Annotated in this window: 23 protein-coding genes; 16 read left to right on the top strand and 7 right to left on the bottom strand. The window is 59.3% G+C overall.

Translation table 11 applies throughout. The features are described 5' to 3' along the window. Window positions 1–34 precede the first annotated feature (34 nt). Together A4R35_RS24185 and A4R35_RS04965 are read right to left on the bottom strand one after the other, a co-directional pair. Window positions 35–199 carry a hypothetical protein gene (locus A4R35_RS24185; protein ID WP_189361340.1) on the bottom strand — a complete coding sequence of 55 codons (165 nt, stop codon included), beginning with the start codon at window positions 197–199 and terminating at the stop codon, window positions 35–37. 283 nt (window positions 200–482) lie between these two features. Beyond that, complete coding sequence (locus tag A4R35_RS04965) at window positions 483–1,118, bottom strand: Chromate resistance protein ChrB (protein WP_112427117.1); 636 nt, start codon at window positions 1,116–1,118, stop codon at window positions 483–485. A 764-nt stretch (window positions 1,119–1,882) separates the two neighbouring features. On the opposite strand from A4R35_RS04965, the gene A4R35_RS23850 reads away from it, so the two are divergent. Next, complete coding sequence (locus A4R35_RS23850) at window positions 1,883–2,080, top strand: hypothetical protein (RefSeq protein WP_146747117.1); 198 nt, start codon at window positions 1,883–1,885, stop codon at window positions 2,078–2,080. On the opposite strand, the gene A4R35_RS04955 is transcribed toward A4R35_RS23850, so the two are convergent. After that, window positions 2,050–2,889 carry a heme NO-binding domain-containing protein gene (locus tag A4R35_RS04955; protein ID WP_112427113.1) on the bottom strand — a complete coding sequence of 280 codons (840 nt, stop codon included), beginning with the start codon at window positions 2,887–2,889 and terminating at the stop codon, window positions 2,050–2,052. The genes A4R35_RS23850 and A4R35_RS04955 overlap by 31 nt on opposite strands. A gap of 896 nt (window positions 2,890–3,785) precedes the next feature. On the opposite strand from A4R35_RS04955, the gene A4R35_RS04945 reads away from it, so the two are divergent. Further along, complete coding sequence (locus tag A4R35_RS04945; protein ID WP_112427109.1) at window positions 3,786–4,709, top strand: prenyltransferase; 924 nt, start codon at window positions 3,786–3,788, stop codon at window positions 4,707–4,709. A gap of 126 nt (window positions 4,710–4,835) precedes the next feature. Here the strand turns inward: A4R35_RS04945 and A4R35_RS04940 are convergent, their stop codons facing one another. The 3 genes from A4R35_RS04940 to A4R35_RS04930 all read right to left on the bottom strand — a co-directional run bounded on the left by A4R35_RS04940 (window position 4,836) and on the right by A4R35_RS04930 (window position 8,746). Next, entirely contained in the window at window positions 4,836–5,672 is an 837-nt protein-coding gene (locus A4R35_RS04940) for an LLM class flavin-dependent oxidoreductase (protein ID WP_112427107.1), read from the bottom strand. 24 nt (window positions 5,673–5,696) lie between these two features. Continuing rightward, complete coding sequence (locus tag A4R35_RS04935) at window positions 5,697–7,349, bottom strand: outer membrane protein assembly factor BamB family protein (protein WP_112427105.1); 1,653 nt, start codon at window positions 7,347–7,349, stop codon at window positions 5,697–5,699. Between the two features lie 206 nt (window positions 7,350–7,555). Further along, window positions 7,556–8,746, bottom strand: a complete 1,191-nt coding sequence (locus A4R35_RS04930; protein WP_112427103.1) for an acetyl-CoA C-acetyltransferase — start codon at window positions 8,744–8,746, stop codon at window positions 7,556–7,558. 711 nt (window positions 8,747–9,457) lie between these two features. Here A4R35_RS04930 and A4R35_RS04920 point away from each other — a divergent pair. The 14 genes from A4R35_RS04920 (at window position 9,458) to A4R35_RS04860 (ending at window position 24,439) form a co-directional block, all read left to right on the top strand. Then, a complete protein-coding gene (locus A4R35_RS04920) occupies window positions 9,458–10,045 on the top strand; it encodes an acetate uptake transporter (protein WP_112427099.1) in 588 nt (195 codons plus the stop codon). 386 nt (window positions 10,046–10,431) lie between these two features. Further along, window positions 10,432–12,501: an arginine--tRNA ligase domain-containing protein gene (argS, locus tag A4R35_RS04915; protein ID WP_112427097.1), complete on the top strand. Its 2,070-nt coding sequence runs from the start codon at window positions 10,432–10,434 to the stop codon at window positions 12,499–12,501. Between the two features lie 54 nt (window positions 12,502–12,555). Continuing rightward, entirely contained in the window at window positions 12,556–13,470 is a 915-nt protein-coding gene (locus A4R35_RS04910) for a TIGR03560 family F420-dependent LLM class oxidoreductase (RefSeq protein WP_112427095.1), read from the top strand. 450 nt (window positions 13,471–13,920) lie between these two features. Beyond that, window positions 13,921–15,171 (top strand): GTPase, encoded by a 1,251-nt coding sequence (locus tag A4R35_RS04905; RefSeq protein WP_112427093.1) that lies wholly within the window; start codon window positions 13,921–13,923, stop codon window positions 15,169–15,171. 161 nt (window positions 15,172–15,332) lie between these two features. Beyond that, complete coding sequence (locus tag A4R35_RS04900) at window positions 15,333–16,118, top strand: hypothetical protein (RefSeq protein WP_112427091.1); 786 nt, start codon at window positions 15,333–15,335, stop codon at window positions 16,116–16,118. 136 nt (window positions 16,119–16,254) lie between these two features. Further along, complete coding sequence (locus tag A4R35_RS04895; protein ID WP_112427089.1) at window positions 16,255–17,175, top strand: prephenate dehydrogenase; 921 nt, start codon at window positions 16,255–16,257, stop codon at window positions 17,173–17,175. 244 nt (window positions 17,176–17,419) lie between these two features. Next, window positions 17,420–17,581, top strand: coding sequence for a hypothetical protein (locus A4R35_RS24180; protein ID WP_189361338.1), 162 nt, complete (start codon window positions 17,420–17,422; stop codon window positions 17,579–17,581). A 3-nt stretch (window positions 17,582–17,584) separates the two neighbouring features. Further along, entirely contained in the window at window positions 17,585–18,532 is a 948-nt protein-coding gene (locus A4R35_RS04890) for a VOC family protein (protein WP_112427087.1), read from the top strand. Between the two features lie 5 nt (window positions 18,533–18,537). After that, complete coding sequence (locus tag A4R35_RS04885; protein ID WP_112427085.1) at window positions 18,538–19,185, top strand: GntR family transcriptional regulator; 648 nt, start codon at window positions 18,538–18,540, stop codon at window positions 19,183–19,185. A gap of 225 nt (window positions 19,186–19,410) precedes the next feature. Further along, window positions 19,411–20,271 carry a DUF6282 family protein gene (locus A4R35_RS04880; protein WP_112434010.1) on the top strand — a complete coding sequence of 287 codons (861 nt, stop codon included), beginning with the start codon at window positions 19,411–19,413 and terminating at the stop codon, window positions 20,269–20,271. Window positions 20,272–20,432: 161 nt separating this feature from the next. Continuing rightward, window positions 20,433–21,158 (top strand): PIG-L deacetylase family protein, encoded by a 726-nt coding sequence (locus tag A4R35_RS04875; protein WP_112427084.1) that lies wholly within the window; start codon window positions 20,433–20,435, stop codon window positions 21,156–21,158. Next, on the top strand, window positions 21,155–21,853 hold the full coding sequence (locus A4R35_RS04870; protein ID WP_112427082.1) for a 4-carboxy-4-hydroxy-2-oxoadipate aldolase/oxaloacetate decarboxylase: 699 nt from the start codon (window positions 21,155–21,157) through the stop codon (window positions 21,851–21,853). Before A4R35_RS04875 ends, A4R35_RS04870 begins: the two co-directional genes overlap by 4 nt. A gap of 3 nt (window positions 21,854–21,856) precedes the next feature. Continuing rightward, window positions 21,857–22,765, top strand: a complete 909-nt coding sequence (locus A4R35_RS04865) for a DUF1932 domain-containing protein (protein ID WP_112427080.1) — start codon at window positions 21,857–21,859, stop codon at window positions 22,763–22,765. A gap of 405 nt (window positions 22,766–23,170) precedes the next feature. Beyond that, on the top strand, window positions 23,171–24,439 hold the full coding sequence (locus tag A4R35_RS04860; protein WP_112427078.1) for an MFS transporter: 1,269 nt from the start codon (window positions 23,171–23,173) through the stop codon (window positions 24,437–24,439). A gap of 354 nt (window positions 24,440–24,793) precedes the next feature. Here A4R35_RS04860 and A4R35_RS24610 read toward each other — a convergent pair. Then, window positions 24,794–25,039: hypothetical protein (locus tag A4R35_RS24610; protein WP_223258203.1), on the bottom strand; the 246-nt coding region annotated here is incomplete at its 5' end.

The raw sequence follows: 25,039 nt of genomic DNA, 5'->3' as shown, positions 1-25,039 counted from the left end.
TAAATCTTACTGGAGCCTTGCTTTGTTGGATCTCTTACTTCAGTAAGAGGAGCCGAAGCAGCTGATAGGTACCTAGCGCCGATGCCGCGCTTGCAAGCAAGCCCAGGAGCAGGCGATAGCGTTGCAAAGTCTCCCGTAGCGCCAGGGTTTCAACCCTCGCGTCACCTGTTGTTGTGCGCCTTCGAGATTGATGCTGCATAACCTCTCCTCCCGCCACAAGCGGCGAGCGCAATAGTTGCGAGGAGGCATCGAGAGCTGGTTTGCTCACGCTCTCCTCATTCTACTGTAAATACGGATAAGAGCAGTTCAGAGTTGGAGTCTCTGAACCTTTTAGCTAGGCAACTCGCACCAGCCGGCTGGGGTAGAAAGAGCCAGCCGCGGGGCGCGAGCTTGAGTGCAGCTCTTCCCTGGCTTGACCGGTCCGGTCGTCTGCACGGCTGCCGGCCCTTGCTCGTGCCTGTACTCATCCTCCCAACCGAGAGCTAACCAGCGACCGTCGAGGAATCGGCGGGCTGCCGCCTCTCCTCTGCCGTGCCAGCTAAGCTCTCTCCATAGAAAGCTAACAGCCGACGGGCCCGTGAATAATCCCCTTCTAGCAGAATCCGGAACAGCTGCTCACAGCTGGCCAGCAGCTCGGCTGCTGTGGCCCGTTTGGCGGCGGTCAATGAGCCGAGCAGATCATGACGTCGCGCACTGCGAAAAAGCCCGTGCAGCTTCTCCAGGCAGTCGCCTAGCTCTGCCTGGACAACCTCGCTGTGGCACTCGATGTCTGCCAGGGAGGCGGCATGTGTCAGGAAACGCTCGCCCAGTTGAATCACCTGGTCATACTCGCGATGACGGGCCTCTAGCAGCGTCTCCAGCATCCGCTCTTCGTCGGCAGGATCAAGGGCGACGAGGGCGAAAAGGCAGGCTTCTCCTCCCATCTCTCGTATTTCGCTGGCGAGCTGGCGGAACTGCTTTTCAACCTCCTCAGTGAAAGGGAGGACATAGACCGAATGCTGGAGAGGGTAGGCCCCGAGATGTTGCAGACGGCGCCAGACCCAGACCCGCTTTTGTGAAGGCTCACTTGGAACTTTATACGTCAGTTGCAACCAGCGCATACCACTGCGCTCAGACATAGGCTAACCCCCCGGAGGAAATGCCGGTAACATATGTTACTGGCACTTGCTATCTTACTCGATGGAGGGAGAAGAAGTCAAGCACGAGGAGAGATAGGGCACATCCGGGGCAGCAAGGCGCCGAATGCTTGGCTCGCTTAGAATAGAAGCCCCGACTCCCAGCTTCAAGAAAGACAGGGTTGCGCAGCCTGGTGCCATCCTGTCTGGCCTCTTTCTGAGGGAATCAGGGCGGCGGGCGGGCCTTGGGCCAGAAAATGACTGTAGAGTACCTGGCTGGCGGCCCGTGGGCTGCGATAGCCTATGCCAGGGCCTGGAGAGGGGCGTGGATGGATTCCGCTCAACCAGGTTGTGGCCAGACCGTTCTCGGCGAGCCTTGTCTTATCCAGCCCTCTGGCCATCGAAACCGAGACCTGCCACCAATTGGTATCGCGGAGAAAGCCACTGTTGCCCACAGGCAAGCGGGCCAGGCAAATGCTCGAGAGAAGGAAGAGAGGCCGGAGCTGGCGCCGGTCTGAGTCGGAGAGCGCGCGGTGAGAGTCAGTAAGGGAAGTAGAAGAGTTGGGGCGATACTGATCACTGCCTCTGATAGGGGCTGTGCTCTGCGGTAGGACGGTCATGTGGTAACCATATGGCCCTTTCTGATGATGGAGGCTGATCCCTTGCTGGAGCGAAAAGGAAGGGGGGCCGAGACCGGTCGTGCCTCGGCTGCGCGGACTACTGCCAGAAACGAGTATCATGGTGATGGAGCACATAATAGGTAACATATGTTACTATTACTGGTCCCTAACAACATCCTCTGGAAGGGAGATGATGAGGGCACGACCACTGATGACGGAGGCTGGCCGACACTCGTCATTGAGCGCGCATTGACCGGGTGGCCAGCCAGCTATCGCAAGGAAGACGGAAGGGGCCCTACTGCTGTGCCGGGGAACTACTTCCCCGAGGTAGGAGCGCGCCAGTAACGTCGACGGAACAGCTCGTTCCCCTGACTGGCATTACTCTTCACCAGCCCGGCGAACTGCAGATGCTCCAGGGCCTCTAACAAAAAGCGAGGACGCAGTTGCTCGGTCTCGACCTGGCGCTGGCGCAGCCGATCAGCTAGCTCAGAGAGTGTGATGCCCTCGCGCTCGGGCAGAGCAAGCAAGACCAGATGGGCCAGGCGCAGACGCGCGAGCCGTTGGGTAGTCTGGGCGGGCGTTTCAGCAGGCTGCCCCTTGCCTGGGAGAAACTGCACTTCCAGTCTGCACTCGGGAGCGCCATGCTTCATGCAAGCCACCTCGATAATACGAACAGCTTCTCCGTAGCGTTCGGCGGCCCCTTCAATGGTGCCCCACAGCAGGGAACAGAGATGGCGGGGGCTGTCGTAGATGAGCAACAACTCATTGGGATTGCTGGAAATGCTCTCGTAGCGAAAGATGGGAGGGATGAGCTGAGGCGAGGCGCGCCGCATCTGCGCATGGGCATCACGCATGGCCAAGAGGAGTGCGCGCCCGCTACGTACCTGGCTGAGCAGGTAGGCGCAGAAGTGCCCTGTGAGGCCATTGAGCAAGAAGTAACGTCCGTACTCGCGGAGGAGCGTATCTGGACTCAGCTTTGTCAGCTTGCTGGCGGCCTCGACGCCGATGAGCCACTGCTCATCTTTGTAGATGCGACTTGCCAAAGGTACGACGTGGCTCTGTATGCCAATGGCTTTGCGGTAAACCTCTAAAAATTCTTTGCCGAAGCGCTCATAGAGATACCGCTCCCACGTCACAACGATTAACCCTTGCATAATACACCTTCCTCCAGACAGAACCTCGTGGCAGGTATGCCTCGCCCTGCCCTGACTTGCCTTGCCTCATGTGCTCTCTATCCCCAGGCGACGTGTGCAGGCAGTGTGCCGCTTCTTCCCTTGACAGAAGTGGCAAGAGTCATCTCCCGCCGGCTCTCAGCCTCGGCTGCAGGCAGTACAGCAGTCGATCAGCGCTCCTGACCCTGGCGCTTGCTCTGCCCTGATCGCTGTGGAACCCAGGCACTGAGCCACAAGGAGCGCCCTTGCTCCCGCTTCTTCCTGGGCCTTGCTGTTTGTCTGCTCCTCCGCTGGCTTCTCCACAGGGCCGCTCTTGAAGACGCGCTTCTCGTGAAGTGTGACTATAGTCATGTTTTTGGAGTATTCTGAGAAGAATATCCTTTTTTCTCCTGTGTTGACCTCCCCAGGCCGGGGAATGGTCCTGCAAAAAGCATTGGTAGTCAGCCTGGTCGTCTCTCGATCTTCTCTTCTCTCTACTCCTTTCCTGGAAGGGACGGGGCACCACCTATCACCGTCCAACGTCTCTCGCTTGCGGTGATTTCTCGACACAATGATATTATATATTTCTCTCTTTGTCTTATCAATATAGAAAGGAATATTATACAAGAATATTTAATCAGATTTTTATGTCAATCTATGGGTATTCTTGTGTATCATCTGGTAACAGGAGAAGAAGCGGCCTGCGATAGAAGGGAAAGGAACTCATCCTTATCTCTGCCCGTGGCCTGGTGGCGTGTTCTATAATACTAGCGTTGCTGGCGGCCAGGAACGAGCGAGGAGCCAGTCGGGGGAGGGCGCTGAGCCGAGCGGGGAGCGACGTCGGGAGGAGCAAGGAACAAGAGAAAGCAAATCTCAAAAGGAGGTGCTATCGTTGACTTATGGAAAAGGTACGTATCTGGGCAACGGTGACGCGGGCGCGCACGCTGCCTGTCATGGTTGCCCCGGTGGTCCTGGGGGCTATTCTGGCCTGGCAGGAGGGCTACAGCTTCCAGTGGGGTCTCTTCCTGCTCACCCTGGTAGGAGCGCTTGCGGCCCATCTCGGCGCCAACGTTGTGAACGACGTCTTTGATTTCACGGCGGGAGCTGATGCCCGGGCGCGCCAGCTACAGAGCCAGGGCAAAGCACTCACCACCGGTTCACAGGCCCTCTTCAGCGGCAGCGCCTCGCTGGCCGATTATCGTCGGTTCTGGCTGATCCTCTTCGCCATAGCCTTGCTGTGTGGTCTCATCCTCAGTCTCTGGCGTCCCTGGGTCCTTGCCCTGGCTGGAGCCGGCTTTTTGCTAGCTTTCTTTTATGTCGCCCCTCCTCTACGGCTCGCTTATATTGGCCGAGGCCTTGGAGAGCTAGACATCTTCCTCTCATTCGGTCTGCTGCCACTGGTAGGTTCCTACTACGTTCAAGCAGGAAGTATCAATCTATCTGCTATTCTGGCTGCTCTGCCTGTTGGACTCTACACCACCCTTGTACTCTACTTCCATCACTTTCTCCATTGGCGAGCTGATCGCGAAGTGGACAAGAAAACACCGGTGGTGCTGCTTGGTGAGGCTAGAGCGCGGCAGCTGGGAGCGGCACTGCTGGGACTCACCGCCCTCCTCATTGTCATCGACATTCTCCTTGGGGTCTTCCCCTGGTATGGCGTACTCGCCGCTCTCACAGTCATGCCTGTCTACCTGGCCCTACGCCGTGCCCAGGGCGAGCTGAAGCAGTATCTGGCTCTCATGGCTCAGAACATGAGCAGCAATCTGCTCGCAGCGCTCTTGCTTGTGCTGGCCCTGCTTGTGCGAGGCTTCATGCATTTCTGATCTGAAGGAGAGACTGCGACCGGTTCAGCCCCGACGGGCTGGCCGGGCTTCTATCCCGCCATGTCTGCGCTCCGGCGGCTCGCAGCCTCAGAGGCGGAGCAGGGTGCTGGCAGTAACAGGGGAGCTTCAGCGTGGTGGCCCTTGTTGAATGCGATGCAAGGTCCCTGCTGCCTCCTTCGCTGAAGGCGAGATGAATTCTACCCACCAGGTTGCCCCGGCCTCGGCGAACTGCAAGACCTGGCTCCGGGCCTCGACTGGGTTCTGGGGGCTGCTGCCACCTGCCACGAGGTCGAACCCTTCCAGGCTGCCACGTTCAGCGAGCAAGAAACGCCGAATGGCCGCGACATCGCCTGGCGTCAGCAGGCCATCCTCTCCATCGCCAGCCAACTTAGCTGGACAGAAGCCGTCCCAGCGCGCAGCTCGGCGGGCTGGGGCGCGGCGTGGCCAGAAACCGCCGATCCAGATCGGTATGCGTGGCTGCTGGCGCGGAGCTGGCTGAAAAGTGAGAGGCTTTACCTGATAGTAGGTGCCCTGGTAAGAGAAAGGCTGTCCGCTGAGCAGGCCCGTCAGGACCGCCAGGCCCTCATCCAACATGGCCCCGCGCTGCTTGAGATCGCTGCTCTCGCCAAAATAGGAATCTTGCAGGTCACCTAGCCCAAAGCCCAGGATCAGGCGGCCCTGGGAGAGATGATCGAGCGTTACAGCCTCGCGGGCCACTTTCCAGGGCTGGCGAACTGGGAGCGGCACCACCGTGATCCCGAGGCGTATCCGACTGGTGCGCATAGCGATTGCTGTCAGGGCCAGCCAGGGATCAAACGTCACCTGTGCCCCCTCCCAGTAGACCAGGTAATCCTCTAAAAAGACGCCGTCCCAGCCGGCAGCCTCGGCGGCGCAGGCATAGTCAACCAGGTGCTCAATAGAGCCATTGATGCCGGATAAAGGTAATGCTAATCCGTAGTGCATACAATTCCTCCTCTGGGACAGATACTACTCAGCCAACGAGCGCAACCAGCGCAAGTGACCGCTGCTGCTATCGAGGGCTGCCAGCTGTCCGCCAGAGGTACTGACATAGAGCAGCAGTAGATTGCTCGGCGCCAGGGCGAGATCTCTGATAGTGTCAGCAAAACGGGTTCGCCAGCGAAACTGGCCGCTAGTGCCATCGAGAGCCAGCACCGCGTTATCATTCACCGCAGCATACAACATCGTACCGTTCGGCTGGGCGCTCATCAGCCCCTGCCCAAGGTAGCGCTGTTGCCAGAGCGTTTGACCATTGCTGACAGAGACTGCCATAAGCTGGGCCTGTGGCTGATCCTGACGCTCCAGAACTAGATAGAACATGCCATTGTGCTCCTGGGCCAGGATAGCAAGAGAGAGTCCCTCGCTCACTGGGCGCTGCCAGAGCAGCTGGCCGTTCTTGTCATCGAGCGCCAGAAAGAGAGTCACATCGCTGCCATAGGTATTGCCGGGCGCGGTCTTGGCCACATCAGTCAACGCAAACAGCTTGCTGCCGGCGCGGCTCCCGAACAGGTTGAAGTTGATCAACTGGCCCGGAATGGTATGCTGCCAGAGCTGGGCGCCGTTTCGGCTATCCAATTGGCAGAGCAACGTTTCCGGTAGAGGCACGCTGGCCCCCCGGGCATCCGTGGCCAGATAGATGCGACCCTGCTCCTCCAAGACGGGCCTCAAAGAGCCTGGGAGCATCTGGCTCCAGAGAGGTTGGCCATCATCAAGTCGCAGGGCAAACACCTGAGTTTCCGGCTGCTTCTCTGCTCCCAGAGGGAGAGCCACCACCATCTGATCCTCCTGACCGCCCACCAGCCCCCCATTCAGTGAGCCAGAAAGATGCCGTTGCCAACGAATCTGCCCTGTCTTGGCCTCCAAGGCCTCTACCAACGCTGCTGAGGTCAACGACTGGACCAGATAGAGCTTCCCATCAATAAGCGTATTTGCGAAGAGGCGACCTTCCTCTACCCGCTGCCAGAGCAGTTGGCCATCGCTGGCACGTACAGCCGCTAGAATTGTCCTCACTCCAGAGTCTGAAAGACAGGGAGAGCTGGCACGTGGGGTTCCTGCGGGAGAAGCTGCAAAGCAAACGCCGCTGATATAGACCACGCCATCGGCCACGAAAGGCGAAGAAGGCAGGAACTGGGAAGCCGCAACCGGCAGGGTGTAGCGCCAGAGGAGGCCACCATCGTGGGCCTGTACGGCAGAGAGTACGCCCTCACTGGAGAAGGCGTAAAGCCTATCGCCGTTGACTGCCAGCAGGAGGTTTTGGCCACTCATCAGAAGTGCAGCCGACTCAGGAGTTGCAGCGCTGGACGGGGCACCGGATCTAAGCAGGAAAGCCCCTCGAAGCAGAGGAAGCGCCACAGCGAGCAGCAATGTCAGCAGCAATAGCCCCAGGGCACCACTCAGGAGCCAACGACGGGAACGAGCCTCTTCCCACCAGCGCAGCCAGGGGAACGGCGCCCGAGCGGCAGCGGGCAAAGGAACAAGCTCCAGCTCATCCCCCGTTGCGGGCGATGATCCTGACCCAGCCTCAGCTTGCGACTCAGCTGCTGAAGGAGGAACCGGCGAGCCTCTGGAGGAGCCAGAACAAGACGAATCGTCAGCGAAGAAGCGATGATAGGGTGAGTACATGGCTCTGCTGCCTCCTCCAATGCTCAGGCGTGCGAGAGCGAAGTCGGTACAGTCCTCCACTATGATGACAAATAGCGAGCTACGAACCCTGTGTCGCTGACGCTCGGTCCTCAGCTCAGCTCGTCTTGGCTCGGCTCGAAGAGAGCGGGAGCGCCAGCGACAGGCAGGGCGGCGGGGTCAGAGCCAGCTATCGCTTCTGGTCCGTTTCACGGGGCAACATTCTCGAAAACGGCGGCAATGCCCTGACCACCGCCAATGCAGAGCGAAGCCACCCCATACTTCAAATGATGGCGACGCAGCTCGTGCAACAGCGTAATCGTCAAACGAGCACCGCTGGCGGCCAGCGGGTGACCGATTGAAATGCCTCCTCCATTCACATTCGTCTTCTCGCGTGGCAGGCCCAGTTCTTTCTCCACCGCCAGATACTGGGCAGCAAAAGCCTCGTTGACCTCGATACGGTCCATATCCTCCAGGCGTAGATCAGCCCGTTTGAGTGCCTGACGAATCGCCGGGGCCGGACCAATGCCCATAATCTCGGGAGGCACGCCCACCACGCTCCAGGAGACCAGACGAGCCATTGGCTGCAGATTGTGGCGTTTCACGGCCTCCTCGGTTGCCAGGACCACACAGGCGCCCGCATCGTTAATCCCACTGGCGTTGCCAGCAGTCACCACCCCGCCCTCGCGAAAGCGAGCTGGCAGCTTTGCCAGAGCTTCCATTGAAGTATCGCGAATCCCTTCGTCCTGGTTAAATTCCACCGGGTTGCCCTTGCGATCGCGCACCGTTACCGGCACGATCTCCTCTGTCAACCAGCCAGCCTGCTGAGCGCGACGTGCAGCCACCTGACTGCGCAGCGCGTAGGCATCGACCTCCTCGCGCGTCAGCCCGTAGCGCTCGGCCAGGTTCTCCGCCGTAATGGCCATCCCGCAGCCGATATAGGTATCGATCAAAGCCTCCCACAAGCTATCTTCCAGCTGTGGGGTCTGACCCAGCTTAAACCCAAAGCGGGCGCCACGGATCACATGAGGAGCCTGGGTCATATTCTCCGCTCCTCCGGCCAGCGCGATCTGCCCCTCGCCAAGCAGGAGGAGCTGAGCCGCACTCACGATGGCCTGCAGACCCGAACCGCACAAGCGATTGACCGTCAAAGCTGGCACCTCGATCGGGAGGCCGGCCTTCAAGGCGACATGGCGAGCAAAATAGATGGCGTCCTTGCTGGTCTGCAGCACATTGCCCATCACCACCTGATCAACCAGCGCTGGCTCAACCTTGCTTCGTCGCAAGGCCTCTTTGGCGGCGACCACACCCAGATCGATAGCGCTGATCTCCGAGAGGGAGCCTTGCAAAACACCGACCGGTGTACGTGCTCCTGCGATAATAAAGATATCTTGCGGCATCGAATCACCTCATCTTTGATGGTGAAAGAAAAAGCAGTGTCTATACACTAGCACGTGATGGCGACAGAGGTGCAGGCCGCGGTTGAAGAGAAAGAGCCTGCCCTGGCGCGCGTTCTGTTGCCAGTGTACCACATTGGCAGGCAAGTGCCCAGGCAGACAGCTTCCCTGGAAGGAGAAGGCCAGGCCAGTGGGGTGATTGCTCTGGCCAACGACCTGAGTGAGCCTGGCGGGCGACTTCCTCTATTTGTCTCTCCTTGCGCGGCATGCTCCTGACCCTTGTTGCGAGGGCGTGCCTGTAAAGGAGCCTGCTAGAGCCAGTTTGGCCCTTAGAAAGCCGTAGAACCACATTCCGACAGCCCGCGAAATGTGTTATAATAATCACGTACACCACTCCTCTGATGCGGTCATAATTACTGAGCAATAGCCAACTGCAGAAAGGGAGGTGCTGGGCGCCAATCTCATCCATAAATCGGCATATGCCTGGTTATGGAAGCTGTGGGTGAGGGCGCACCTGAGCGGGTGCGAGGGCAGATAGAAGGTGTTTGCGACATCTGGTGGTGGCGACCTCCTACCTGGTAGGTAGCAGGCAGAGTCGCCTGTGGAGAGTGCAGGTCCGGGCAGCGAAGCTAGCAGAGAGCTGAGCGCCCGAGCCAGTAAGCGAGGCACAGTGTGCCTGATCATTAACATCTCGACAGAAAGGTGGGAACGTCAATGGCCCAGATTGCAGCAGAGCGCAGCGAACCCGCTGCCGCCGCAGTTGCCAATCCCGCTCCACTTGGCCTGGCCGCATTTGCCTTGACCACATTTGTCCTTAGTGTTGTCAATGCCGGTCTTGTCTCCAGCAATGGTATCAATGATGTTCTTGGTCTGGCGTTCTTCTATGGCGGCCTGGCGCAGTTGCTAGCGGGCATGTGGGAATTCCGCAACCGCAACACCCTTGGAGCCACGGCCTTCTCGACCTACGGTGCTTTCTGGTTGGCTTTTGGCTTTACCGTCTGGCAGAAGCTGCTGGTGACTGGTCCCATTCTGGGCTGGTTCATGCTGGCCTGGGGGCTGATCACCCTGCTCTTCTTCCTGAGCGCCCTGCGCACCGATATTGCCCTGATGGCCGTTCTCTTCTTCCTCTTCCTGACCTTTGTGGTACTGGGCATTGCTGAGTTCAGCGGCAACTCGGTGATCACCAACGTGGCTGGCTGGCTTGGCATCGTGACCGCCCTGCTGGCCTGGTACCGCTCCTGGGCGGGCATTCTGGAGAGCGGTCAGGGGCCGTTCCGCCTGCCGGTTGGGCCAATGGCCTGAGCTGGCTAGCTCGTTCATGATAGAGGGCTTATAAGGCAAGGTTGCATCTCATCGCCGCAGCAGAGACAAGAGTGGTAGCGGCGTGACAGGCCAGCCACCTGTCACGCCCCTTTGTTTCTGGCCCAAACGAGGTACTCTCTTCCTGGCCGTCTCCCTCCCCTTCTTCCTCCTATCCCTGGGCGGTGCAGTGCAGTCTGCGCGGGTTCCTGGTCCCCCCTCTCGGTTAAACTCTCTGCCTGTCTTGGGAAGGGCGAGGCGGAAGAAGGTGGACTGGTCCCCCGGGCCTTGACCGGGCGAGAGAGCTACGCTATAGTGTAACGCAAACGTTTCACTCTAGAATTACTCAACTGCATTCGTCCGTGTTGCGGATTGTTTAGTGAGGCCGTATGACAACAAGCACAGAGGCACAGGAAACCGCCGAAGCGGCACCGAGAGATCTCCATGAGTATCTCAGCGCACTGGTTAGAGAAGCGGCGAGGAGCTACCTGGCCCGTGAGCAAATCGATTATCCTGTTGAGGAACTCCCCATCGACCTGGGCTTTTCCGCCCAGGCCAGCTTTGGGGACTACTCCGTTCCACTCATGTCATGGGCCGCGAAGAATCGCCTGGGACGGCCACCGCTGGTCATCGCCGAGGCCCTGGCCGACTATCTGCGTTCGCTGAACCTGCCGACGCTGCAGGAGGTCACGGCCACGCGCCCGGGCTATCTCAACTTTCGCCTGAACCGCCCGTTGGTGAGTCGTGACATCATGGTACGTGTGCTAGAGGCTGGCCCTGACTTTGGGCAGAGCGAGACAGGGGTGGGCACCAAGGTAGTGGTCGAGCATACGAATATCAACAGCAACAAAGCGGCCCACGTTGGCCACCTGCGGAACTCATGCTTAGGGGATACCCTGGTACGTATGCTGCGGACCCAGGGCTACCAGGTTGAAGCCCAGAACTACATCGACGATACCGGAGTTCAGGTAGCCGACGTTGTTGTCGGCTTCACCCTCCTCAAGGAAGGTCGGCTCCATCTCCCCGAGGGTGATGAACCTTTGCCAGGCGAGCCGTTTGACTACTACTGCTCCCGGGTCTACGTTGCTGTGGGCAAGGCTTACGACGAGCAGCCGGAGCTACTGGAGCGGCGTCATGCAGTGCTGCGGGCCATTGAGCACGGCAGTGAGGCCGAGGCCGGTCGGTCAGAGGAGGGAGCGGATTACGCGGCCCTGGCCGCCGATCTCTCCCAGCGCATTGTGCAGGCTCACCTCAAGACCATGTCCCGGCTGAATATCTCCTATGACCTGCTCACCTGGGAGTCGGCCATTCTCCATAGTGGCCTCTGGAGGAGAACCTTCGAGGTCCTGAAAAGCCGCGGCCTGCTGCGGCGCCCTGAGAGCGGCAAGCTGGCCGGTTGTTGGATTCTGCCGTTTGGCGAAGGCGAGTCCCAGGACGAGGAGAGTGAGCATACGCTGGACAAAGTGCTGGTCAAGAGCGATGGAACGGCGACCTACACCGCCAAGGATATCGCGTACCAGCTCTGGAAGTTTGGCCTGACCGATGATCCGGCCTTTGATGTACACTTCACCTTTGTGCCGTGGGGGCGCCAGCACGATGGGCGCCTGCTCTGGACGATGCGCACCCCGGGACTTCAGGGGGAGGCGAGTCAGGAGGGCGATCCCCTCCGTTTCGGCCATGCCCAGCGCGTTATTAACGTCATCGATGTACGCCAGTCCTATGCCCAGCAGGTAGTCTACGAGAGCCTGCGCCGCCTCGGCTATGAGGAGCAGGCCAGCAACTCGACGCACCTTGCCTACGAGATCGTCACTCTCTCCGCCGCGACCGCAGCGAGTTTGGGAGTGGACACCTCCGATGGACGCGAGTTCTATCCGATGTCGGGGCGCAAGGGCATCGAGATCAAGGCCGACGACCTGATCAATGCGGCTATTGCCCGTATGAAGGAGGTCAAGCCGGACCTGCCCGACGAGACCGCGGCCATTCTGGGGGCCTCGGCGATCCGCTACTTTATGATCCGTTTTAGCCTGCAGCAGGTGATCGCCCTTGATATGGAGGAAGCGCTCCGACCAACGGGAGACACCGGTGTCTATCTCCAGTATGCCTATGCGCGCGCCAATAGCATTCTGCGCCGCCTGCAAGAGAGCGGCTATGAGGTCCCTGAGCGCCTGGAGGAGTTGCCGCCGGTCCTGGAGCAGAGCGAGTGGGAGTTGTTGCGGCATATCGATGCCTATCCGCGTCGCCTGGCGGAGGCGACCAGCCATCTGGCGCCCAATCTGCTGGCCGCCTATGCCTATGACTTGGCCGCTCACTTCAGTGATTTCTATGAGCATACGCCTCCCATTGTCAAGGAGGAGGACCAGCGCGTCAAGGCCTTCCGCGCCTGGATCGTGCGCACCACGGCGCAGGTAATGAATAATGCTCTGCGCACACTCGGCTTTATCCCACTGGAGCGCGTCTGAGCCGCAGAGTAAGCGCACATCAAGCAAGCACGAGGTAGAAAGAAGCAGACAACAATGGCAGCGAGAAGGGCACGGCTGCGCTTTGGCCTCAAAACAGCGCAGCAGTTTGTGAGCTATGAAGAGATCCGACGGGTCTGGCAGGAAGCTGATGCACAACCGGCCTTTGAGCATGCCTGGCTCTTCGACCATTTTATCCCGCTAGGGCTGGAGGAGCAGAGTCAGGGTCCCATCCTGGAAGGTTGGACTCTGCTGGCGGCCCTGGCGGCGCAGACGCAGCGACTGCGCCTTGGCCTGATGGTAGCCGGCAACACCTACCGCCATCCCGCCGTGCTGGCCAAGATGGGAGCGACGCTTGATCTGATCTCGGGGGGGCGGCTCGACTTTGGCCTGGGGGCCGCCTGGTTTGAGCGCGAGCACCGGGCCTATGGTCTGCCTTTTTACTCCACGGGCGAGCGTATTCGGCGCCTGGGCGAGGCCTGTGAGGTGATCAAGCGCCTCTGGACGGAGCCGCGCGTTACCTTCGAGGGCAACTACTATCGCTTGCATGAGGCTCCATGTGAGCCGAAGCCGCAGCAGAAGCCCCATCCGCCCTTTGTCATTGGCGGCAGCGGAGAGCGCTTGACGCTACGCGTTGTAGCGCGCTATGCTTCAATCTGGAACTATAACGGCAGTGACGTAGGCGAATTTCGCCGCAAGCAAGCCGTGCTGGATGCGCATTGTGCCGCCATCGGGCGCAATCCCCAGGAGATCGAACGCTCGCTTCAGCTCCCTGTCGATCCGGCTCGCCCGCTGGCGGCGCTTCGCTCGGCTGCCCGAACCTTCATCGAGGCTGGGGCCACGCATCTGATTCTCAATCTGCGCCCTCCCTATTCCCCGGACATCGTCGCGCGCCTGGCCGCGGAGGTCGTACTTCCGCTCCAAGAGGAAGCCGAAGCCGTGGAGGAGCGGCAGGTCGAAGCAGAGGAATGAAAGTTCTTACTGGCCTTTTCCGCCTTGCCCTCTGACCTGGCGCTGGCCCTGGTAACTGTTCCCACGGCAGAGAGGGTGATCTGCTGGAGGATACAGGACGGAAAGGTCAGAAGGTAGAAGGTAACTGAAGGCGGGGGCGGGTCAGTGATCGTCTCTCTATCTCTGCCATCTGCGTGGTAGTAAGAGAAGAGGCGAGGAGGTAGAGGGATATGGCGAAGAGGATGCCACAGCTGAAGGGGAGCGAGGATCGTCCAGGCCGCGCTGAGCAAGCGAGCAGATGCTAGAGCGAGACAATCGGCGGATCGGCTGAGCGAATAACTGTGATCGGTGTAGGGCCTGGCGGTTGCCTCACCTGAGCGCGAGAGCTATAATGGTTACGAAAAGCGGCATTGTTGAGGTCGCAGTTTTTCTTTCATCGAGGCACAAATAGCACAGGGAAGGACGACGCGCGTGGCCCAGAAAAAGCCCATCTCCTCAGCGAGTGAGGAAACGACCAAAAAGAATATTGTGGAGCAATTGCTCCCGCGAGCCTTTCGCAAAAGTGAGCGTCCGAAGAGCGTGCGCGAGCTAGGCCTCAGCGTTCTCAAAAATCTGCCAGCCAATCTGGCGCTCATGCAAGCTTTCATGCGAGCGGTCAATTGGAAGCAGGCTCATGAGGAAGTAATGGCCGGTCTCAGCAACACAGTGGTCATTGTCGGGCGACCCAACTCTGGCAAAAGCACCCTCTTCAACAAGATCATGGGGAAGAACATCTCCCTGGTATCTCCCGATGCCGGTACCACTCGCGCGCTGGTGCCTGCCGAGTTTGGTCCGTTCACCCTCATCGATACGCCCGGTCATCTTCCCGAGATTACCAGGGGGGCGCTGGAGCAGGCGAGCGTGATTGTGCTCTTGCTGGATGGCGTACGAGGGCTTCAGGCAGAGGACCGTGAGCTATACAACGAAGTGAAAGCGTTGAACAAGCCCGCGGTCATCGCAGTGAACAAGGTTGATGCCCTACCGGCTGGATTAGATGGCGATCGTCTGGCGACCGAGATCGCCGTACGCCTGGGTGTAGCTGGGGTTATTCCGATCTCGGCCCAGAACGGCCAGAATATTGCTGAAGAGCTGATTCCGGCCATCATCGAAGCCAGTCCCGAGGCCGCCCTGGTTATTGGGCGAGAGCTACCGGCTTTTCGACGCAGTGCGGCCCAGCGCATTATTCGCAACGCCACGCTCCTCAGCCTGGCCGCTGGCCTGGAGCCGGTGCCTTTCATTGATATTCCCATTATCCTGGGAACGCAGGTGCGTCTGGTGCTACGCCTGGCCGCTCTCTATGGGGAACCCATCTCCTCCAGCGAAGCGATGCGTCATGCGCGCGAGCTGATTCTGACAATGGTAGGGGGGGCAGGTCTGCGCTACCTGGCAGAGCAGGTAGCCAAGGCGGTACCTGTTGGGGGGGACCTGGTAGCGGGTGCTATTGCGGCTGCTGGAACATGGGCCATTGGTCAGGTAGCGCTGGAGTACTATGACAGCGGCAAGCAGCTCACGCCCCGGCGTCTCCAGCAGCTCTACCGTTGGTTCTATCGGCGCTTCCGTCAAGAGAGGACTATTGAGGAGCTGCAGCGCTATGCCCGCGAAGAAAGAGATGAGCGGCTTTTGCCGGGAGGGATAGAGCCAGCGCCCTCCGGGGCGGGACCAGAGCCAGGTCGGAGCGAGTAGAGTAGGAAGGAGAGAGAGCGCTCTGCCCGCTCTTGGTCGGCCACGCTTAGCTCACGGCCACGGGGCAGCAGTTGTAGCATTCTGCTGGCTGGTCTAACCAGGAGCCTGAAACCACAGGGTCCCTGGCCTGGTATGAGACTACAACGAGAAGAAAGAAGATCATGTCGTTCCCCTATGAGCGTTATCGGACACTGCTGGATAGCTTTCTGCTCTACTATCCGCGGGGGTATGAGCAGCAAGCGCAGCATCTCCTGCTGAAACTCAATCAGGCAGCGGAAGAGCTAGGCCGTTTGCTCAAACTGCCGCTGCCGGAGCTGGAGATCATCCTGGTCGCGCCGGCTGACTGGGAGAAGGTGCCTCATGATGAGGATCTGGGGAAAGCGCAGACCCGGCTGCCCTATTTTACTAATGCGACAGAGCCGCCCTCATTGGTCGTGCCGACGCAGCTTGATCCCATCATTGGCGAGCCGGCAGCCGAGAAGCTGACCTTCCTCCTGTACCACGAACTGGCCTATGCTTTTTTGGAGCAGGACCCGCGTCCCTGGCCGGAGGACTATCCGCTCTGGGCTGATGAATGGCAACTGCAGTTTGCAGCCCTCTGGCTCTCCCATCGCCTTGATGGCCAGCACGACGTGGTTAATCGTGATCTGCATGAGCTGTATGCAGAGATTTTCCTGGCGGAAGAAGATGGGAAGACGCCGGTCACCATTCGCAGTTTCAGCTGGGATGAGGAGACCTCGGCTGAAGATTATCTGTGCTTTGATCTACTGCTAGAGCGCTTTGCCCTCGACCTCCTGAAGCGCGCCGGCCCCGAGGTCTTGCCGCGCTTTCTGCGCGAGTATCGGAAGGAGCAGCGCGCTTTACTCAGCGATGAGGTCACTGCCATGTTGGGGGCCGCTATTGGCCCGGATGGAGTGGCCTGGCTGGAGAGCTTGCCCTACTTTTAGTGCGGCGAATAGTGTGGCGAACGGGCGAGCAGGCCCGTCGCGCAGCTCTCCTGTCGACTTCGCCGTCGCTCCCGTTGCCCTGGCTTTGTGTACTCATCGATCGTTATCACTGGCTGCACTGATGTGAGGATACTCCATGTTTCAGCGCGTAGCAATTGTCGGATTAGGATTGATCGGCGGTTCGATCGGACTGGCTCTCCATCGGGCAAAAGCGGCCCAAGAGGTGACCGGTTATGACCTGGGGCGTGGGGTTTGTGAGCAAGCCCGCAAGATGGGAGCCATTGATCAAGCCTATGACTCGCTGGCCGATGCCGTGCGCGGCGCCGAGCTGGTGGTGCTGGCGACGCCCGTGGGGGCGATGCGGGCCCTCCTGCAGCAGTTGGCCCGCTGCGTGACTCCCGGAACCGTCATTACTGATGTGGCGAGCACGAAGGCTCAGGTCATTAGCTGGGCGGAGGAGTTCTTGCCAGAGAATGTCTCGTTCGTTGGTGGACACCCGATGACTGGTAAAGAGGTCAGCGGAGTCGAGGCTGCCGATGCCGGCCTCTTCCAGGGACGTATCTATTGTCTAACACCAACGGCGCGGACCCGCCCGAGCGCTGTCAACAAGGTCGCCAGCTTCGTGGAAGCCTTGGGGGCCCGCATTCGTTTCCTTGAACCGGCGGAGCACGATGGCCAGGTCGCCTATGTCAGCCATCTGCCTTTTGTGGCCGCCATTGCTCTCATGACAACCGCCGCCGAGGCTCCATCCTGGGGCGATGCCGCCTTGCTAGCTTCCAGCGGCTTCCGCGACATGACGCGCCTGGCTGCCGGTAGCCCCGAGATGTATCGCGATATCTGTCTGACCAATAGTGAGGCCCTGGTGCGCAGTCTCAATGAGTATCTGCTGACACTCGCGCGGCTACGCGATCGCATCGCGGCTCACGATCCGCATTTGAATGAGATCTTTGCCCGTGCCCAGGAGCTGCGTCTGCAATGGCAGGCCACCTTTGGCTCTACGGGCCACGCCGGGCCGCGGAGTCGCGAACCTGGCCACAATGGATCGTCGAGTAGCTAGGTGCTCGCTCTGCTTCTCTACCACATGGAGCGCAGCCCCTCGCCTTGACAAAGCGACAGAGATATGTTATACTTTACAAAGAACAGAGGAGCAGCGCTAGCAAAGGCCTGCTCCTCGTATAAAATGCTCGCCAAAGTTGGCAAGCGGTGTTTTCTTTTTTTTGTAGGAGGATTGTTAACAATCTTGTAGACATGATTGTTAAACAGAGGAGAGCTGGCTTGCAGGCCGATGCGGAGCTGGCTTTGTGCTCACCACCTGCGAGCGGCGCCTGATTATTACCGCTGTCGGTGTTGACAATTTTGTAGGCAAGATTGGTGGCAAAACTCTGCCGGGCGAAGGGGCCTGGCGCACACGCTGCACAGCGCAGTCATCGGGAGTCGTGACCCGCTACAAAGGAGGTTCTTGAGCCATGTCTGAAGCGCTCTGCTTTGACATTGCTCACCTGGGGCATGTTGAGCTATTGACCCCCAGCTTTGACGAAAGCCTCTGGTTTTTCGTCGAGGTTCTGGGCATGGAAGAAGTTGCCCGGCTAGGGCGCTCGGCCTATCTTCGTTGCTGGGGCGATTATGAGCAGTATTCGCTCAAGCTAACCGCCCATGAGCATGCCGGAATTGGTCATACAGCACTGCGGGCAATGAGTCCAGAGGCTCTAGAGCGACGGGTGGCCGTCCTAGAGCAAGGGGGGATTCGGGGGGCGTGGATCGAGGGGGATCTCGGCCATGGCCGCGCTTATCAGTTCCGTGGCCCCGACGGTCATCTGCTGGAGCTTTATTATGAGACCGAATACTATCAGCCTCCTGTCCATCTACGCCCTGCTCTAAAGAACCAGCCTCAGAAGTTGACCGGGCGAGGGGTTGGGGTCAAGATGCTCGATCATGTCAACTTTCTCTCTTCGTACGCCGAGGCTGACGGCGAGTTTGTCGAGCGCTATCTTGGCCTGCGCCTGACTGAGCAGATCCTCCTCAACAATGGCCGGCGCCCGGGACTATGGTACCGGGCCACCAACAAATCCTACGACCTGGTCTACACCCAGGATGCCACTGGTGCCAGGGGGCGCCTCCACCATATCGCCTTTCACGTCGAGTCCAACGAACTGATCTGGCGGGCCGCCAACCTCTTTGTCGATCATGGCGTCTTCATCGAATTCGCGCCGAGCAAGCACGCCATTAACCAGACCTACTTTGTTTATGTTTATGAGCCGGGCAAGAACCGGATCGAGGTCTGCTCTGGCGGCTACCTGGTCCTGGCTCCCGACTGGAAGCCCATCACCTGGACTGAGGAGGAGCGTGCGCGCGGTCAAGCCTGGGGGAACAAGACTGTAGAAACCTTCCATACCTATGGTACACCGGTGGTTTGAGGAAGATGGGAACGCAGCTATTGAATGAACAGACCTGCTATGAGCGTCTTCGTAACTGGATCATCGACGGCACGCTGCAGCCTAATGAGCGTCTGATCGAGCTTGATCTGGCGGCGCGGCTGGGAACTGGACGAGCGACCATCCGCACCGTGCTGGCCCGCCTCGAACAGGAAGGGCTGGTCGTGCGCGAACCGAACCGTGGCGCGCGTGTGCGTTTCGTCTCGCCCGAGGAGGCACTAGAGATCTTAGAGGCACGCACTGCCATAGAATCGCTGCTGGCCCGTTTTGCTGCCATGCGGGCTCGGCCCGAGGATATCGCCCAGATGCGCGATCTACTGGCCCAGATGCACGCCTGTGTTGAGCAAGGCGACCTCGTCTCCTACTCTGCTCTGAACACGGCTTTGCATCGGGTGATCGCCGAGGCTGCCCGTCACCGTACAGCGGCCAGGTTGCTAGAGACACTCGGCTCGCAGAGTGTGCGCTATCAGTATCGCACCATTCTGGCGCCCGGTCGTCCAGCTACCTCGTTAGCCGAGCATGATGCTGTTATTAGGGCTATTGCTGTCCATGATCCTGATGCCGCCGAGCAGGCCATGCGCGCCCACCTCTCTGGTGTCTGTGAAACCCTGCGACGCCTGAAGCAGGGCCACTGATGGCTCGGAGAATAGGAACCTGGGCTTACTCGCGGGCGCATGCCGATGAGGAAAGATCGTCTGCGGCCCCTGCCAAGTCGCATGAGCCGGTGAGCGGCCCGATCTGCTTGAGAGCGAGGATAGGGAAGCCTCCACACATCACAAATCAAAGCGAAGAGGAGAGTGAGCCGGGTGATTGACAGAGAGCGTGAGGATCTCGTCCGCTTACTGGCTGGCGCTATCGACATGCACCTGCATATTGAGCCAGATCTGATTGAACGCAGCACAGATGATCTATCGCTGGCTCGGGAATTCGTCGCCCTTGGCTGGGGCGGCTTTGTCCTGAAATCGCACTACTTTCCCACCGCCGAGCGTGCCAGAGTGGTCTCTGCTGCTGTTCCAGGGGCCCAGGTCTTTGGGGCGGTGGCCCTCAACCACGCCGTGGGTGGCTTCAATCCGGTGGCTGTCGATATCGCTGGCCGGGCTGGAGCGCGTGTCGTCTGGCTGCCTACCGTTGACGCCGCCAATGAGTCGCCGGAGAGGCAAGAGGCCCGTGGCGAGCGGCACCAGCCATTTTGGACCCGCATTCAGCAGGAGATCCGAGCCAAAGGCTGTGCTCCCGAGCCACTTAGTGTCTTCGATGAGCATGGTCAGCTACGCCCCGAAGTGCGGTCCTGCCTTGCTCGTGTCGCCGAGTATGACATGGTGCTGGCCACAGGGCATCTAGCGCGAGATGAAATCTTTGCAGTAGTGGCAGCAGCACGGGAGAGCGGTGTCAAGCGCATAGTGGTTACTCATGCTCTCTTCCCCTCGCAGGCCCTCTCCATTGAGGAGCAGCGGCGGCTGGCGGACATGGGGGCCTATATCGAAGGCTGCTATACCACCTTCTACACCAACAAATGCCCGTGGGAAAGACTCTTCGCTGCTATTCGCGCTGTTGGTCCAGAGAGAACCGTGCTATCATCCGATCTTGGCCAGCGCTCAAACCCATCGATCGTCTCTGGTCTTCTTGATTTTGCCGCTCGTTTGCTGGCAGCTGGTTTCACGCGCCGTGAAGTTCAGCGCCTGCTGGTTGAGAATCCAGCGCGGCTGGTGGCAGACGAATAGATGTGGCCTGCGGCTGCAGGCCGTCGCTGTGCTCTGCCTGCGCCGGCCAGACAGGCAAGGCCAGGCAAGAGATTGGGCGCGAGCCATGCAGCTGAGCCAGGCAAGGCTGAGCAATAGTGAGGCTTTAGCAAAGCCTTTGGTTGAGTGAGGAGAGAGCGTCTATGACTAAGGCTGCAGATACGGGTACCTTGATGGTCGTAAGTGCCCATGCTGCCGACTTTGTCTGGCGTGCTGGAGGAGCCATTGCCCTCTATGCGCAGCGTGGTTGGCGCACGCGAGTTCTTTGCCTTTCCTTCGGGGAGCGAGGCGAATCAGCGCGCCTATGGCAAGAAGGCAAGACGCTGGAGGAGATCAAGGTGATCCGCCGGGCTGAGGCTGAGCGGGCCGCGGCGATTCTCGGGGCAGAAGTACGTTTCCTAGACGCTGGCGATTATCCACTTGACGTGACCTCCGAGCTGCGTGATGCCCTGGTTCAAGAATTTCGCCAATATCGACCAGACATCATCTTGACCCATTCTCTACAAGACCCCTACAACATGGACCATCCGCGCACGACCCAGCTGGTGCTGGAGAGCCGTATTCTGGCTCAGGCGCATGGCTATCCCTCCTCCTATCCCGTCATTGGGGCGCCGCCGGTCTTTCTCTACGAGCCACATCAGCCAGAGCAGTGTGGCTTTCGCATTGACCTTCTGCTCGACATCACGCCGGTCTTTGACAAAAAGCGCCAGGCTATGGAGTGCATGGAGGCGCAAGAGCATCTCTGGGCCTATTACACCGATGTAGCCAAGCGGCGTGGCATGCAGGCGGGGCGCAACTCCGGCCAGCGCGTGGTCTACGCAGAAGCCTATCAGCGCGTCTACCCCACCGTTGGAGGTGAGTTTCTATGAGGCGTCCCGTCGTCGTCACAGCGGTGCCGCGACCAGAAGCGGCTCTGGTCGAACAGTTAGCTGCCTATGGCGTGGCGACTGTTCACGAAGCCCTTGGCAAAGAAGGCTTATTACAGCCGTATCTGCGTCCCATCTATCCCGAAGCGCATGTGGTGGGGTGCGCTGTTACCGTCCTCTGTCCTCCTGGCGATAACCTGATGGTGCACGCAGCCATCGAGGTTTGTCAGCCTGGCGATGTGCTGGTCGTGGCGACAGAAGCTCCCTCGACAGATGGCATGTTTGGCGAACTGCTGGCCACCTCGGCGCGGGCGCATGGAGTGGTTGGTCTTGTCATTGACGCTGGAGTGCGCGATGTGGGGACGCTGAGTGCCATGCGCTTCCCGGTCTGGTCGCGAGCCATCTCGGCGCGAGGCACTGTCAAAGAAACGGCAGGAGCAGTCAATATACCGATCGTCTGCGCAGGTGCCCTGATCAGGCCAGGCGACGTCATCCTGGGCGATGCCGATGGAGTGGTTTGTGTTCCTCGCCAGGCTTTGGCGCAAACCCTTGCCCAAGCCGCCATCCGTAGCGCTAAAGAAAATGCCACCCGTGAGCGTCTGGCTGCTGGTGAACTAGGTCTGGATCTCTACAGCCTGCGCGGTAAGCTCAAGGCTCTTGGCGTCGAGTACGTGCGCTATGACGAGTGGGAGGAATGAACCATGCGTCTCGGCTTCATCGGCTTTGGTGAGGCTGCCTCGGCGATTGCCACAGGACTGGCGGAGGAAGGACTACGTGACCTGTACGCTTACGATGTTGTCAGCGGTCCGGCCCTCACTGAGCGGGCAGCCCGCTGCGGAGTCCACCTGGTGACCAGCCTGGCTGAGTTTGCTGCTCAAGCTGATCTTGTGCTCTCGCTGGTCACAGCGGGCGGAGCCTTGACAGTAGCGCGTGAAATTGCCCCACACCTGCGAGCCAGGACTCTCTACGCTGATCTCAACTCGTGTGCTCCGCAGGTCAAGGCCGAGATTGGCCAGGTGATCACTCAGCTGGCCCCGAACGTCAGCTATGCCAGTGTCGCCGTTATGTCTGCTGTACCTCCGCTGCGGCACCGCGTTCCTCTTGTGGCTGATGGGCCAGGGGCCAGACGCCTGCGCGAGGCTCTGGCGCCCTATGGCATGAACATCGAAGTCCTGGAAGGACCACTGGGTGCGGCGGCCACCCTCAAGATGTGTCGCAGTGTGGTGCTCAAAGGCATGGAAGCCCTCTTTCTAGAAGCCTTGCTGGCAGCTGAGAAGGCGGGCCTGACCGAGCAGGTGCTGGCCTCACTCAATGCCTCTTTCCCCGACAAGCCTCTGGGGGATCTCGGGGCTTATTTGCTTGAGCGACATCGGCTCCATGCCCAGCGCCGGGCCGACGAGATGCAGGAGGCAGCGGCGACCCTGGCCAGCCTCGCAATTGAACCCCTCGTTTCTGCTGGGGCTGCCCAACGCTTGCGCTGGTCAGCGGAGCGGCTGACCAGCACGGTGGAAGTGTCGGGCAGCGGCCCTGAGACTGAGGTGGGCAGTAAGGACCTCCAGGCCGGGGGGTATCGCACTCTCTTACGTCGGCTCAACGATATTCAAAAATGAAGAGGAGGTGTAAGCATAGCAAAAAATATCAGTTTGATAGACAGGATGAATAGAAGATATTCTTACTGATGAGTGAGAAAAGTAGCAAAGAGAGCTACAGAGTGCTGACACTCAGAAGAAGCCAGCCGGGGGAGCGAAGTCACTGCCCGTGTCATAGCGGGCTGGTCGGCCTTCCTCAGCGTTGAAGGAAACGAAGTTGCAGATCGGGCCAAGCGAACCGAGGCATAGCTTGGAGTGCTAAGCGTCTCTCGAGGGAGTCCGCGAGCCAGGGTCGAGGTCTCCGTTGCTGGAGACGCCCAGATCGAAAGGGCACGCTACGGGCCAGGTCAGGCAGCGTGCCAGAGTATTGTTCATCGGGTCAAGTGAACAAGCGAGCGAGTAGACAAGAAAAAGGAGTTTGCAGGTATGGCTTCGCCGCAGAAGAGGTCCTTTTTCCGCTACGAGAACGGTGTCGTTCTCATGATGTTCTTCACCTTTGGCTTCGTCTTCATGGAGCGGCTCAGCATTGTCTATCTCTTCCCTTTCATTGCCCCTGACCTGAAGCTCAGCAATGCTGAGATTGGCATGATTGCCTCGGTGCTTGCGGTGTGCTGGGCGGTCTCCGGGTTCATCTTTGGCTCGATCTCTGATCTCGTTGGTTCTCGGAAGAAGGTCTTGCTGCCCATTACCCTTGCCTTTTCGCTCTTCTCCTTCCTCTCAGGACTAGCCCGTAGCTTTTGGCAAATGATCCTCGTGCGCGGCCTCATGGGCGTTTCTGAGGGGCCGGTGCTGCCATTAGCACAGGCGAGCGTTATCGCGGCCTCCACGCCCGAGCGCCGTGGTTTCAACCTTGGTTTTGTCCAAAGCTCGTTAGGGCTGGTTGGCTCATTCCTGACACCGATCATCGTCACCCAGATCGCTGTGCATTACTCGTGGCATGAAGCCTTTTATCTGGTAGGTGTGCCTGGCCTGGTAATGTTCTTTGTCCTGCTCAAATGGATGCGTGAGCCTGGCCGAGGAACTGCTCAGGAGGCTGAGGCGGTTGAGCACACCAAGGTGCGCCTGGCAGACATCGGAGCGGTCTTTCGCCATCGCAACATGTGGTTCTGTGTGCTCATCGCTATCTTCTCAATGACCTGGCTTTTTGCCTTTACCACCTTTGCCCCGACCTTCCTGACGGCGGTAAGCCACTATTCACCTGATGAGATGGGCCTGATTATGTCCGCGGTAGGTTTGGGGACCTTTGTCTGGGGCTTTGTCGGGCCGGCCATCTCTGACCGTCTGGGCCGCAAGCCCACCTTGATCCTCTTCGCCTTCGTCGCTTGTTTGTCGCCGATCTGCCTGGCGTTGTTGCGCGCCCCCGTGGGAGTCATGATGATGGTTGCTTTCCTGACAACCGTTGGCCAGGCTGTCTTCCCGCTCTTCCTGGTGATCATTCCGGGTGAGTCCCTGCCATATCGACTAGTGGCCAGCGCGGTCGGCCTGACCCAGTTCATTGGGGAGCTGGTAGGTGGTACTTTTGCCCCCTGGCTGGGCGGCGTGGCCGCAGATCACTGGGGGCTGGTGGCTCCAATGTGGATTGCCGCCGCAGGCATGCTGGTCAGCGCACTCCTGGCTTTTGGTCTCAAGGAGACTGCTCCAGCCAAGATCGGACGGAGGGCGCTTGAGGCCCAGGAAATCGTACCGACTGCCTGACTCCATTGCCTTGATTGACCCTTTTCCCTCTCCTGGGAGCGAGCTCCTTCCAGGGACTCGCTCCCCTTTTTGAGAAAATTTCTGGCAAATTGGCCAATACCCCCTTGACAACCGATCCAGGCTGTGAGATAATCTCACTCGCCTCGCAGAGAGGAACAAAAAGACAGCGAGGCCACTCAGCGAAAGCCGGTCACCCCGCCCATCGCTGGTGGGCTGTCCAGATCCAACATCGGCAGCCAGTGCCAGTCATCTTCTGTTTCCAGGTGTTTCACGTGGGGGGGTCTGCCCTTAGCGAGATGGTATCGTGGAAGATGGTGAGCGTAGGGAGATAACAACGGCCTGAGTGAGACCAGATTAGTGTACCTTGACAATTGAAGAGTGGAAAACAGCAGAGGCGGATGTGCTGTGTTCGCTACTGGCGGATTGCGGTGAGAGCGATCCTCTTCTCAAGAAGTTCGCAGTCAACGCAAGTAGGTCCGTCAGGCGAGGCGGCGCAGATGGCCCTGACGTCCAGAAGAACATAATGGCGGATGGTTTGCTCAGCGGCTGGGGAACCAGCCGCTGAAGATAGAAGCTCGACATCGTATGTTCAATTAAGAA

This window comes from Thermogemmatispora tikiterensis, from assembly GCF_003268475.1.
GTDB classification, from domain to species: domain Bacteria; phylum Chloroflexota; class Ktedonobacteria; order Ktedonobacterales; family Ktedonobacteraceae; genus Thermogemmatispora; species Thermogemmatispora tikiterensis.
Note: the sequence above shows the minus strand (reverse complement) of the source record. Positions and strands in the feature narration are given on the sequence as shown.